At 42.8% G+C, this 12,563-nt stretch carries 13 protein-coding genes; 10 read left to right on the top strand and 3 right to left on the bottom strand.

Annotated features, from left to right (window positions below; genetic code table 11):
- Positions 1-92 precede the first annotated feature (92 nt).
- Positions 93-1,832, top strand: a complete 1,740-nt coding sequence (locus NZ583_00785) for an amidohydrolase family protein (protein ID MCS7280154.1) — start codon at positions 93-95, stop codon at positions 1,830-1,832.
- A gap of 53 nt (positions 1,833-1,885) precedes the next feature.
- Complete coding sequence (locus tag NZ583_00780) at positions 1,886-1,981, top strand: 30S ribosomal protein THX (protein MCS7280153.1); 96 nt, start codon at positions 1,886-1,888, stop codon at positions 1,979-1,981.
- 8 nt (positions 1,982-1,989) lie between these two features.
- On the opposite strand, the gene NZ583_00775 is transcribed toward NZ583_00780, so the two are convergent.
- The 3 genes from NZ583_00775 to NZ583_00765 are packed head-to-tail and all read right to left on the bottom strand — an operon-like array spanning position 1,990 to position 5,179.
- Complete coding sequence (locus NZ583_00775; protein MCS7280152.1) at positions 1,990-3,153, bottom strand: MFS transporter; 1,164 nt, start codon at positions 3,151-3,153, stop codon at positions 1,990-1,992.
- 5 nt (positions 3,154-3,158) lie between these two features.
- Entirely contained in the window at positions 3,159-4,736 is a 1,578-nt protein-coding gene (locus NZ583_00770) for a benzoate-CoA ligase family protein (GenBank protein MCS7280151.1), read from the bottom strand.
- A 47-nt stretch (positions 4,737-4,783) separates the two neighbouring features.
- Positions 4,784-5,179, bottom strand: coding sequence for a divalent-cation tolerance protein CutA (locus NZ583_00765; protein ID MCS7280150.1), 396 nt, complete (start codon positions 5,177-5,179; stop codon positions 4,784-4,786).
- On the opposite strand from NZ583_00765, the gene NZ583_00760 reads away from it, so the two are divergent.
- The 8 genes from NZ583_00760 to dapB are packed head-to-tail and all read left to right on the top strand — an operon-like array spanning position 5,171 to position 12,528.
- Complete coding sequence (locus NZ583_00760) at positions 5,171-5,761, top strand: Maf family protein (protein ID MCS7280149.1); 591 nt, start codon at positions 5,171-5,173, stop codon at positions 5,759-5,761. The genes NZ583_00765 and NZ583_00760 overlap by 9 nt on opposite strands.
- Complete coding sequence (locus tag NZ583_00755) at positions 5,758-6,435, top strand: YggS family pyridoxal phosphate-dependent enzyme (GenBank protein ID MCS7280148.1); 678 nt, start codon at positions 5,758-5,760, stop codon at positions 6,433-6,435. Before NZ583_00760 ends, NZ583_00755 begins: the two co-directional genes overlap by 4 nt.
- On the top strand, positions 6,432-7,805 hold the full coding sequence (gene argH, locus NZ583_00750) for an argininosuccinate lyase (GenBank protein MCS7280147.1): 1,374 nt from the start codon (positions 6,432-6,434) through the stop codon (positions 7,803-7,805). Before NZ583_00755 ends, argH begins: the two co-directional genes overlap by 4 nt.
- Positions 7,774-8,751 (top strand): hypothetical protein, encoded by a 978-nt coding sequence (locus tag NZ583_00745; protein ID MCS7280146.1) that lies wholly within the window; start codon positions 7,774-7,776, stop codon positions 8,749-8,751. Before argH ends, NZ583_00745 begins: the two co-directional genes overlap by 32 nt.
- Positions 8,751-10,019, top strand: a complete 1,269-nt coding sequence (gene lysA, locus NZ583_00740) for a diaminopimelate decarboxylase (GenBank protein ID MCS7280145.1) — start codon at positions 8,751-8,753, stop codon at positions 10,017-10,019. The genes NZ583_00745 and lysA overlap by 1 nt, the downstream gene beginning before the upstream one ends.
- Positions 10,016-10,828, top strand: coding sequence for a diaminopimelate epimerase (gene dapF, locus NZ583_00735; GenBank protein MCS7280144.1), 813 nt, complete (start codon positions 10,016-10,018; stop codon positions 10,826-10,828). The genes lysA and dapF overlap by 4 nt, the downstream gene beginning before the upstream one ends.
- A gap of 13 nt (positions 10,829-10,841) precedes the next feature.
- Positions 10,842-11,738: a 4-hydroxy-tetrahydrodipicolinate synthase gene (gene dapA, locus NZ583_00730; GenBank protein MCS7280143.1), complete on the top strand. Its 897-nt coding sequence runs from the start codon at positions 10,842-10,844 to the stop codon at positions 11,736-11,738.
- On the top strand, positions 11,731-12,528 hold the full coding sequence (dapB, locus tag NZ583_00725; GenBank protein ID MCS7280142.1) for a 4-hydroxy-tetrahydrodipicolinate reductase: 798 nt from the start codon (positions 11,731-11,733) through the stop codon (positions 12,526-12,528). Before dapA ends, dapB begins: the two co-directional genes overlap by 8 nt.
- Positions 12,529-12,563 lie beyond the last annotated feature (35 nt).

Genomic DNA, 12,563 nt, shown 5'->3' with positions numbered 1-12,563 from the left:
CAATTATACCACCTACTTTTTACCATTTAAACAGATGTTGACAGGCAAAAAGAAAGAAAGTAGCCTTTTCAAAAGATCTTATGGAGGCTCTGATGGACCAGTTCATGGATATGGATAGGAGACGGGTCTTGGAGTCCTACTTGAAAAAAGGACATGCCGATCTTGTGTTAACAAATGGGAATCTCATCAATGTTTACACTAAGGAGATATTGAATGGATATTCGGTTGCTATAAAAGATAGGTGGATAATCCGGGTTGACAAAGACGTATCTTCAGTTATTGGACCGGAAACCTTGTGTCTCGATGTAGAGGGAAAATACATCGTACCCGGATTTATAGATGGACATGCCCATATACTGAGCTACTGCCACCCTCAAGAGATCTTATACGAAGTTGCAAAAAGGGGTGTAACTACAGTTGTTACTGAGCTTCTAGATCTTTCATTTAAAGTGGATTTAGAAGGGATGGAAGAATATTTGGAGGCCACAAAAGGTGCGCCTTGTAAGGTCTTTGCTACAATCCCGGTCTTTATAACGTTAAGTGAGGCTTCGAAAAAAAGGACACCAGAGTTTGAGAAGATCCTCAATCTTTTAAAAAGGGAAGATGTCTTAGGGTTAGGAGAGAGTTTCTGGCAAGAAGTTCTAAGAGGACATGAACTCTTCTTTAGGCTTGCTCCATATGCCTTAAGGATGAGAAAAACTATAGAAGGCCATTCTGCAGGGTGCAAGGGAGAAAAATTGCAAATTTACGCTTTTACAGGTGTTAGTTCATGCCACGAACCAATAAGTTATGAAGAAGTTGTTGAAAGGTTGAGACTCGGCCTTTATGTGATGGTGAGGGAAGGAAGTGTAAGGAGCGATATAGGATGCCTTGCCGAACTTAAAAGATCTGGACTAGACACAAGAAGGATAATACTGGTTAGTGATTTTATGTCTCCGGAAGAGATACTGAGTAAGGGATACATGGAATACGTAGTAAGTAGGGCAATAGATAATGGGATAGACCCAGTCTCTGCTATCCAAATGGTAACACTTAATCCCGCTTCCCATTTCGGACTGGACAACGTGCTTGGAGGAATAGCGCCTGGTAAATACGCAGATTTAGTAGTGAGCCCCAGCCTTACGAAAATAGAGCCACAAACAGTGATATCGGGCGGTAGGATCGTTGTCGAAAATGGTAATTCAATTGGTCTTAAAGAGAGAAAGCCTCTTAGGCTTCAGGGATTTAAACGACCGTTTATAAAAACCCAAGATCTCATAATTAGGGCACCGAAAAGGGAAAGGGTAAAGGTAAGATTGGTAGAACAGGTTACAGATCTTATAACCAGAGAGTCAATAAAAGAGATTGTGCCAAAAGACGGGGAACTTACGCCAAACCCGGAAGAGGACATACTTAGGCTTTCTTATGTAACGACAGAAGGTTGCTATAACTACCTAATTAAAAGTTTCGGACTGAAGACCGGCGCACTGGCGACAAGCAGTCTTTGGGAAGCGTACGGGGTTTTGGCCGTGGGGGTAAGGATCGATGATCTGTGTATTGCTATAAATAGAATCATAGAACTTGGGGGAGGCATTGTGATAGTTGATGAGGGCCGTATTGTTGAGGAACTTCCTTTACCTATAGGCTCTCTCATATCTGACCTTCCTTTTGAGGAGGTTGCAAAAAGGATCTCCTTTATAAACGGAGAGGCAAAAAAAAGGGGAGTAAGATGGAACAAACCTATTATGACACTTGAAACGCTCACAACCCCGGCAATCCCATTTTTGAGGGTATCAGACAGGGGGCTTGTGGATTTAAGACAAAAAGAGGCTTTAAGCTTTATTGTGGATTGACAATCACCGAAAAATAGAATAGAAATAAAACCTTACGTTAAGTGGGAGTAAAAATGGGAAAGGGAGACAGAAAGACGAGAAGAGGAAAGATCTGGAGGCACACTTTCGGCAAATACCGTCCTAAGAAGAAGAAAAAGAAGGAATCGTAGATCCCACACTAAATCGTTTGGAGTTTGGCAATCCCTTTCTTCATATGGAATCTCGGGAGGGCAAAGAGGAAGAAAGGGATTGCCGCAAAAGGGATAATAAAAGAAAATATTCTGTACACTTCCGCCACTGTTGCCGTATCGAGAAGGTGCCCGACAATAAAAGAACTAAGCCCGATTCCCAAATCGTAAGATAAAAAATACGTCGAGTTTGCCGATCCACGTTCGTTTGGCCTTGAGATGGCATTTATGGCAGCCTGACAAGTTGGCATAAGGATTCCGAAGCCAGCTCCAGAAAGGATCCCTGATATGGAAAAGGAAAAGATACCATGAGAAAAGCTAAGAGTGAGGGTCCCAAGAAGGATCAGAAAAAGCCCTCCTAAAACCAACGTTTTTATCATCCCACTGTCAAAGAGTTTTCCCATAAATAGCCGAGAAAGTATAAGGGAGAGACAAAAAAGAAAGAAAAAGATCTCACAAGAACCAAAACCGACCTGTTCTGCATGGATGGCCGCAAAGGTATTAATTGAGCCGTATACCATCATGGGAAAGATCATGGAAACTGAGAAAGGTAGTGCATCCAAAGAGATAAGGTGAGCTAGGCTAAAAAACCTTCCTTTCTTTGAATCTTCACTGGGACTGCTCAAAAAGAAAGAGAGCGTAAGCGGTATGAGAGAGACAAGAAACGTAAAGAGAAACATAATTTCCGCACCAGAGCTCTTCAAAATCGTAAGCCCAAGAAAGGACCCGCCCATCATTCCTAAAGGGATCGTTAAAGAGTAGAGAGCTATAGCCTGACCGATTCTATCCCCTCCTAGGTCTGCCGCAACCGCGGAAAGAACGGATGAACTTATACCGAATAGCATCCCGTGAAAGATTCTAATTGCCACAATACCTAAAAATGTGTGGATTCTGGGATAGAGAAGGTACGTGAGGGCTATAGCCACAAGAGTCAATCTTAAAAGAGTTGTCCTTCTAAACCTGTCCACAAGGTAACCGGCAAACGGTCTAAAAAGTATGACAGAGATGGAAAAGGAGGATATCGCATATCCTATCTCTTGGAAACTCAGCTTTAAGTCCGAAAGGAAGTACAAGGGAAGGGTCGGGACGAGCAAATAGAAGGCGAAGGAGTTAAAAATGTTTGAAATGAAAAGCAATGCAAAGTTTCTAGACATAGCGATCATCTGAGTTTAAATCTCTGAATCTTTCCTGTGGAGCTCTTCGGTAGTTCTTTTACAAACTCGACCCACCTGGGATATTTGTACTTAGCCAATCTTTCAAGGACCCATTTTTTTATTTCCTCTTCCATGGCCTCGGAAGCCGCGTAACCTTCCCTCAGCACGACATAGGCCTTTGGCTTTATAAGACCATTTTCATCCTCTTTTCCGACTACCGCTACTTCCAAGACAGCAGGGTGCTGTCTTATGCAGTTTTCCACCTCAATGGGAGAGACCCATATACCTCCAACCTTGAGCATGTCGTCCGATCTTCCGGCATAAAAATAGAATCCATCTTCATCCTTATAAAATTTGTCCCCCGTATTTATCCACTCGCCTTGCATGGTTAGTCTCGTTTTTTCCCTTTTCTTCCAGTACTGCTGAGCAATGCTATCCCCTTTTACTAGAAGCGTACCTATCTCTCCTGGCGGTACCTCTCTTCCCTCCTCATCTACTATTTTGAGTTCGTATCCAGGCACTGGTTTTCCAGCAGAACCAGGTTTTATCTCGCCTGGCCTATTGGAACAGAATATATGGAGAACCTCTGTGGAACCTATCCCATCTAGTATTTCTAATCCGAATCTCTCTTTCCACCTAAAAAAGATATCGGGCGGTAGAGCCTCTCCTGATGATACGCATATTCGGCATGAAGAGAACTCATGATCGGAGTTTGGATCGGGTTTCCTACCGAGGATTCTGTCTTCCTTTTCTTTATAATCCAGCATTTGGGCGTAAAGGGTCGGAATTCCAAAAAATACTGTTGGCCTAAACCTTCGAAGGAGCGAGAAGATATGTTCGGGTGTCGGTCTTTTTGGGCTGAGCACAGCGGAAGCCCCAACAGAGAGGGGAAAATACATTCCACCTCCAAGTCCATAAGCAAAAAATAGCCTCGAGGCGGAAAGGCAGATGTCGTTTTCGGTAAGTTGCAAAACCCCCTGCGCATAGCATTTGGAGGTAACAACCATATCGTACTGGGAATGGATGGCTCCTTTCGGGGAGCCCGTAGAGCCTGAGCTATAAAGCCAGAATCCCACATCGTCTTTCGTTGTGAATTCTGGTTTCAGTTCAGAAGGAGCGTGTTTGTACTTCTGCTTGAAAGGCACGTGGGCTCCCTCTGTCTCCGAAACTATTATCAAATCTCTAAGGTAGGGAAGATCCCCTTTTATCTGCTTTATCAATGGATAGAGTTCTTCCGAAACTACAAGGACCTTTGATCTACTGTCGTTTAAGTAATATTCGTAGTCGTCTGGTGTCAACATAGTGTTAAGAGGGATAGGGACTGCACCTATTTTTATGGCTCCGAAAAAGACAGCGTAGAAAACGGGTGAATCGAGAATGAGCATGGCAATTCTGTCATCTATTCTTACACCAAGCTCCCTAAAAGCATTTCCAGTTTTGTTGACCATTTTTTGAACGTCATTGTACGTATAATTTCTGTTTTCCGTGTAAATTGCTATTTTGTGACCCCTTCCCTGTCTTATATTTCTGTCTATAAAATAGTCCGCCGCATTGAAAAATTCCCTTTCTTCCCCGTGAATCATACTTCCTCCTTTTTTTCCTACATACTACTATTTTTTTTACCTACTGGTCAACCAATAGATCCAATGACTTCATTTGTAAGCCAGCTTTCATAATTCTTTGAAACAAAATCAGCTCTCACGGCCACTATCTCAGGAACTTCATATGGATGTAACTTCCGGATTTTTTCCTCAACAAGATGAAAAAGTTCATCCTTTGTCTTCATAATACAGAGATACTCCTCGTCCTCTGCAATTTCTCCTTTCCACCAGTACATGCTCTTTATTGGTCCCACAATCTGCGCACAGGCTATGAGTTTTTCTTCTAAAAGGTTCTTTGCTATGGCTTCAAGAGCGTCTCTTTTGTCTCCAGTAGTTAGGACTTGTATGACCATAACGCCTCCTTTAGTGAATTTTGTGTTGAATTTATTTGGGATTTCATATAATTTAACAGATCCATGTTTCATCTCAATAACGGACATTCTATAATCCTTGCAAGTGAGTCCACAAGGCGAGTTGACCTTCTGCGCACGCTCGGAATTCCTTTTTCCATTATTCCGCCTTCGATAAACGAGGAGAGGAAAAAGGGAGAGACTCCTAAAGATTACGTCCGCCGCATATCTATGGAAAAGGCGATGACAATAGCCAAATTCTTTCCGGACAAATGGGTCATAGGAGCAGACACAGTAGTTGTCCATAAAAACAGGCTAATTGGAAAGCCTGAAAATGAGGAAGATGCGTATAGAACGTTAAAGATGCTTAAGGGTAAATGGCACAAGGTGATAACGGGGTTTAGTATAGTAAATATCGAAAAAAACGTTTATCATACAGATTCTGTCGAAACGAAGGTTTTTTTGAAGGATCTTTCCGATGAGGAGATTGTAAGGTACATAAAGACCTGCGAGCCATTTGGGAAGGCGGGTTCCTACGCCATACAAGGCAAAGGCGGGTTCATGGTGAAAGAGATAAGGGGTTCTTATGCAAATGTGGTTGGCCTGCCTATCTGCGAACTCGTTGAGGCGCTCCAGAGTTTAGGCATCGTTTCGTGACAGACGTACGAGAATCACTCAAAATCGTCCGGCATAAAATAGAAAAAGCTTGTGTAAAGTCTAAAAGGGACCCTAAAACTGTAAAACTGATTGGTGTAACAAAAGGTATAGATGTGAATAGAATTCTTCTTGCCATTGAAGAGGGGCTTACCGATATTGGCGAAAATTACGTTCAGGAGGCGAAAAAAAAGGCTGAAATGCTCAAAAATTGGAATGTCACCTGGCATATGATTGGACATATTCAGACAAACAAGGTGAAATTCATTCCGGATATCTTTTCGTACGTTCATTCTGTAGACAGAGTAAAGGTTCTCGAGTTGCTAAATTCTTTTGGAAAACCGCTTAAAGTTCTATTTCAGGTAAACCTATCTGGGGAGGAGACAAAATTTGGAGCGAGAACTGAGGATGAGCTTTTTGAACTCGTAAAGAGGGCCAAAGAGATGGAAAACATAGAACCGATTGGGCTTATGACGATGCCACCCTATTTTGAAGATCCAGAGATGGCAAGGCCGTACTTTAGAAGACTCAAGGAGATTCTGCAAAGGACAAATGAAAGATTTGGCCTTGAAATGAAGGAGCTTTCTATGGGCATGTCCAATGATTTTGAAGTGGCAATAGAAGAAGGGGCAACCATGGTAAGAATAGGGACCGCGATCTTTGGAGAGAGAAGATGAAGCCCTGGGGTGGTAGATTTTTGGAACCCACGGATCCCCAAATAGAGGACTTTACCGCCTCCATAGAGATTGACAAAAGGCTCTTTGCTTATGACATAATGGGCAGTATAGCTTACGCAGAGATGTTGGAAAGGATTGGAATTCTTTCGGAGGCGGAGAGAAAAAAGATAGTCAAAGCCCTAGAGGAGATAAAAGAGGAGATAGAGACTGGAAGGTTTAAATTCTCGAATGAATTGGAAGATATACACATGCACGTAGAACGAAGGCTTGTCGAAAAGATAGGAGAGACTGGAAATAAACTCCACACGGGAAGGAGTAGAAACGAGCAGATATCGCTTGATGTAAGAATGTTCCTTAAGGATGAGCTAAGGGAGATTGAATGCGAGCTTGTTCGCCTTATGGGTTCCATACTTGAAAAAGCGGAAAAGTACAAGGACCTTTCTATGCCAGGATACACTCACATGAGAAAAGCTCAGATTGTTCCCTTTGGACACTACATGCTTTCCTTCTACTACATGTTCAAAAGGGATAGGGAAAGGATAAAACTCGCAATCTCCCAGGCTGATGCCATGCCTCTCGGTACAGGAGCACTTGCCGGTTCTACAATCCCCATAGATAGGGAGTATCTAAGAGAGAGGCTCGGTTTTTCTAGACTAACGGAAAACAGTATGGATACCGCCTCGGATCGAGATTTCGTGCTCGATGCCACATACGCGCTTTCCGTACTTATGGTACATCTTTCTAGATTGAGCGAAGATCTTATCATTTTTTCTACCGAAGAGTTTTCCTTCTTTAGACTTCCAGACAGGCTACTTACAGGGAGCAGTCTTATGCCCCATAAAAAGAACCCCGACGCTTTAGAACTTATAAGGGGAAGAACTGCCCGGGTGATAAGCGACCTTTTTAGCCTTCTGGTTCTGCTTAAAGCTCTTCCTTCCACATATAATAGGGATTTGCAGGAGGACAAAGAGCCACTTTTTCATGCCTTATCCGTTGCAAAATCTTCGATTTCTATAATGAGACTGTGCATAGAGGGATTGGAGATAAATAGAGAAGGGATAGAAAATGCTTTAAAGACCGGTTACATAGAGGCAACAGAGCTGGCTGAGTATCTTGTACTGAAAGGTTTGCCTTTCCGCGAGGCCCACAGACTCGTGGGGACCATTATAAAGGAATGCGACAGAAGAAAGATCAGCCTAAAGGATCTCCAGATAAATGAACTGAAGTCATTTTCGTCTCTATTCGATGAAGATGTTTACGAATTTATGGACCCCCTCATGATAGTAAAAAAGAGAATGACCTATGGTGGTGCTTCGTACGACGGGGTGGTGAAACAGATTGAGGAAGAAAGGGTTTATCTTAGTTCTTAGCCTTTTAATAGTCATCGTCTCTTGCGGAAAAAAAGGTCCGCCAGTTCCAAAGATAGAGGCTGAAAGATACCTAATAACAGATCTTAAAGGTGAAGTGAAAGACGGTGCCCTTCTTCTTTCTTTTTCAGTCCCGAAAGGATTAATTATCGAAGGGTTCAAAGTGATCCGAAAAGAAACGATAAACGGAAAAAGAGGGTCTGAAAAAGAAAAGTACATAAGGATGGGTTCAAAAGGTTCCTACGGTTTTTACAAAAATCGAATCTACTTCTTTGATTCTGATCTCACTCAAGGATCAACTTACACGTACACTGTCTTTGTCTATGGTGAAGGAGGATTAAACGCCGGTCATTCAAATCCCTTCTTTATAAAATGGAGGGTTCCTCCAGAGCCTGTGGAAGATCTAAGAATAGAAGTTGAAGATGGAGTGGTTAACATAAGTTGGAAAAAGGAAGAGGGCTACCTTTACAACATTTACAGGTATGAGAAGGGAACCTATTCTGTCTTTCCGATAAACGAAAAACCTATCGACCTTCCCTGGTATAGGGATTCGAGCTTAGAAAAGGAAGGAGTATATGTATATGAGGTAAGGAAGGTAAAGAGAGAAGGAGATCTTCTTTGGGAGGGAGAGGGAAAGGGTGTGGAAGTTGATATAAGAAAAAAAGTGATACCTCCTCCGCCTTATAACGTTATTGCGCAAAAAGAGGATGATGGGATATCCATTTTCTGGGAAGCAAAAAGGAATGGAAATGTTAAGTCTTTTCGCATCTATAGGTTTTCGGAGGGTAAAAGAGAAGTCATAGGGGAAGTATCTGTCGAAGAGACTAGATTTAAAGACTACAATTTTCCTTTCGGAACATACGTGATATACGCTATCAAATCCATCGGCCATAAAGGGGAGGAGAGTGAGGATTCGAATATGGCAATAGTCTATTTGGAGGAAGACTGATGCATTATTTCGAGTATAAAAATGGTGAGCTTTACTGTGAGGAAGTGCCTTTAAAAGAAATCGAACGTGCCTTCGGAACACCCGTTTACATATATAGTGCGAAGACCTTAAAAAGGCATTTTCACGTATTCGATTCAGCTTTCTTGGGTATTCCGCACATTGTCTGCTATTCTCTTAAGGCGAATTCTAACCTTGCAATCCTTACTCTTTTAGGCAAACTTGGAAGCGGAGCTGATGTTGTCTCTGGAGGGGAACTCGCAAAAGCCCTAAAGGCCGGCATTCCGCCAAAAAAAATCGTGTTTTCTGGGGTCGGTAAGACCAAAGAAGAGCTTGAACAGGCGGTAAAAAAGAGGATTCTCCTTATAAATGTGGAGTCGGAAAGCGAACTTGAAAGACTTATAGAGATCTCTGAACGCCTAAAGACTGAAGTGAATGTGGCCCTAAGGGTCAATCCAGACATAGATCCTAAGACCCACCCATACATAACCACAGGTTTGAAAAAGAACAAGTTTGGAATTTCCCTATCTCAGGCTCGCAGACTCTATCTGGCGACGAAGAAGAGTAGATATCTTGTCCCTTGCGGTATCTCATCCCATATAGGTTCCCAAATCCTGGAACTTGGACCGTTCCTTGAGGCCTTAAGGTCGCTTCTTGGCCTCGCGGAGGACCTGAAGATGGATGGCATCGATATAAAGTTCTTGGACATAGGGGGTGGACTGGGTATCACGTATAAAGATGAGCTTCCTCCCCATCCAACGGAGTATGGAGAGAAAATAAAAGAGCTTCTTTCCGGTAAAGATTATACCCTCATACTTGAGCCTGGCCGGGTAATAGTGGGCAATAGCGGAATCCTTTTAACCCGGATAATCTATATCAAAAGGACTGAAGAAAAGGTATTTTACATAGTCGATGCGGCCATGAATGACCTTATAAGACCTACTCTTTATAACGCGTACCATGAGATTTTACCCGTAACTGGCGCTGAAAGAGACAAAGTAAAAGTAGACATTGTGGGCCCCGTATGCGAGTCAGGGGATTTCTTTGCCCAAGAAAGACTGATTTCTGAGCAATTTGAGGGAAGCCTTTTGGCCATTATGAGCGCTGGCGCGTACGGTTTTTCCATGTCATCCAACTACAACTTGAGAAAGAGGCCAGCTGAGGTGATGGTAAGTGGAAGCGAATTCTATCTGATAAGGAAAAGGGAGACGATCAAGGATCTTATGCGGAACGAAATAGTGCCAGAACCTCTAAAAGAGGGAAGGATATGAAGGGCCTTAAGTTTTACAAAATGACCGCCTGCGGCAACGATTTTATAATCATCGACAATAGAGAGTCCGTCATCGAAAAGAACTTCGAAAACGTCACAGAATTTGTAAAAAACATTTGCAGAAGGAATCTCTCTGTGGGTGCAGATGGTGTAATTCTCGTTGAGAAGTCGAATGTAGCCGATTTTGGTTGGAGATTTTTTAATTCAGACGGGTCGGAGGCAGAGATGTGCGGTAATGGGGGTAGATGTGTAGCCCGCTTCGCCTATGAGATGGGGATAGCTTCCAACGTTATGAGGTTTGAGACAAAGTCTGGAATCATAAGAGCAGAAGTCAGTGGAAAAAGAGTAAAGATTGAGCTCACAGAGCCACATTCATTAAAACTCGACTATGAGATAAGCCTAAATGACAGAGAGATATTCATAAGCAGTGTGAATACGGGAGTACCCCATGTTGTTCTGGTTTATGAGAATATTGAGTCTGCCCCCGTGTCCGAACTTGGAAGAGAAATCCGTTTCCATTCTGCTTTTAGCCCCGGTGGGACGAATGTGAACTTTGTAAAAGTTTTAAATAGCGGTGAAATTATGGTGAGAACTTATGAAAGGGGGGTGGAAGGGGAAACTTACGCATGCGGGACAGGTGCTGTTGCTTCGGCTGTGGTACTGAATAAAAAGGATATGGTGGGAGATGAGGTGAACGTGATAACAAGGGGCGGTGAGATCCTCAAGGTTTACTTAAGAGATGGGGTTTTCCTAGAAGGGGAGGTTAGATTTGTATTCGAAGGTAGACTCCATCAAGAAGCATTAAATTAAAGGGAGGAAGAAGATGGAATTGAAAGGCGTATTTACAGCTATAGTTACGCCTTTTAGGGATAACAAGGTAGATGAAGAATCCCTAAAGAGGCTTATAGAGTTTCAAATAGAAAATGGGGTTGACGGGATTGTTCCGTGCGGAACAACAGGTGAGGCACCCACTCTTACGTACGAAGAGCACGAAAAGGTAATAGAACTCACGGTAAAATTCGTAAATAAAAGGGTACCTGTCATAGGGGGCACAGGATCCAATAGCACACATGAGGCAATAGAGCTTACCCAGGCGGCAAAAAGGGTTGGGGCCGATATGTGTTTACTTACGACGCCGTACTATAACAAACCGACCCAAGAGGGACTCTACAGGCATTTCAAAAAAGTAGCGGAAGAGGTTGATATTCCCATAATCCTTTATAACATTCCCGGAAGGACCGGTGTAAATATGGCACCAGAGACCGTTGCCCGGCTTGCGGAGATCCCAAACATAGTCGGGATAAAAGAGGCTTCGGGTTCCCTAACACAGGCAGCAGAGATATATAGGCTTACGAAAGGAAAATTTGCAATACTTTCCGGTGACGATAACCTTTTCCTTCCAATTATGAGTGTTGGTGGAACGGGCGTTATATCTGTTGCGTCAAATGCTATGCCGAATAGAGTAAAGGAGTTGTACGAAGCTTTTCTCGTAAAGAAGGATGTGGAAAAGGCAATAAGGCTTCACGCAGAGTTACTCCCGTTTTTTCAAGCTTTATTTGTTGAGACAAACCCAATTCCGATAAAGGAGATACTTTTCTTTATGGGAATGATAGAAAGGGAACTTAGGCTTCCTCTTTGTCCACCCTCTGAAAAGACAAGCAAATACTTGGAAGAGATCTCAAAAAATTATGGCCTTCTAAAGGAGAGAAAAGATGATTAGAATTGCCGTAACTGGTGCTTTAGGAAGGATGGGAAAAACAGTAATAGCTCTGGCTGATACTATGGAGGAATTCGATATATGTGGGGCCGTAGAGAAAAAAGATCATCCCGCGTGCGGCAAGACTTTAAAAGAGCTGGGTTTGGCTAAAGCGAATATTCCTGTCGTTAGCGATCTATCTTTAGTAATTGAAAATTGCGATGTGGTTATAGACTTTACTGAACCTAGTGCCTCTCTTTACCATTTTGAAATCGCAAAAAACCGTAGAAAAGCCATCGTTATAGGGACAACAGGTTTTTCGGAAGATCAGATTCAAACGATAAGAAAAGAAAGAAATGTCCGAGCTGTAATCTCTCCTAACATGAGCGTGGGTGTAAATGTTATGTTCGCTATTCTTAAAAGACTAGCACCGCTTCTCGGAAAAGATTATGACGTAGAGATAGTGGAGATCCACCACAGGCTAAAGAGAGATGCTCCAAGCGGAACTGCCCTAAAGATGAGGGATATTATTATGGGTACCAATCCGGAAGTGGGCTGGCAACCTGTCTACGGAAGGCACGGAATTACGGGTGAAAGAAAAAAAGGGGAAATTGGGATTCTAAGTGTAAGAGGGGGGGATGTTATCGGAGAACACACGGTCATATTTTTTGGCCCTGGCGAAAGACTTGAAATAACCCACAAAGCCACATCGAGAGAAAACTTCGGAAGGGGCGCACTCATTGCCGCAAAATGGATAGTCAACATGGAGGAAGGCATCTACTCTATGGAGGATGTCTTAGGTCTCAAAATCTAGCTTGAGAAATTTTTCTCTTGATTTTTTGTAGTCCC

This window comes from Thermodesulfobacteriota bacterium (assembly GCA_025062045.1).
GTDB lineage: Bacteria > Desulfobacterota > Syntrophorhabdia > Syntrophorhabdales > JANXAF01 > JANXAF01.
Note: the sequence above shows the minus strand (reverse complement) of the source record. Positions and strands in the feature narration are given on the sequence as shown.